Origin of the sequence: Anaerofustis stercorihominis (assembly GCF_005844425.1) — a bacterium.
Lineage (GTDB): Bacteria > Bacillota > Clostridia > Eubacteriales > Anaerofustaceae > Anaerofustis > Anaerofustis butyriciformans.
Window position 1 is genome coordinate 5,135 of the sequence record NZ_SPHL01000063.1, and the last position, 327, is coordinate 5,461.

General features: G+C 24.5%; 1 pseudogene. It reads right to left on the reverse strand.

Annotated features, from left to right (window positions below):
* Positions 1–327 (reverse strand): annotated as a pseudogene (locus FGQ49_RS10550) (ABC transporter permease); the annotation flags it as partial.

Here is a 327-nt window from a genome sequence, read left to right on the forward strand (position 1 = left end):
TCCAAAGTCCAAATACACCACAATTAATCAAGAGAAATTTAGGTATATCAAGTTCTCCATTAAACATAACCTGACTTAAAATAATAATTAATGAAGATATGTATATAACCAAAATAAGTAACATAAAAATCATAACAAATAACCAAGAAAAAATTATCTTAAATCTACTGTTTGGTGTAGATAAAATATAAGATAAAGATCCTTTATCGGTATATTTTACAATAAGTCTATTGGTTAATATTCCTATAAAAACAAGAGGGAAAGCAATAAACAAGAACCCATATAAATAATTACAAATAAATTCAATTAATGATGTACCCGGATTAG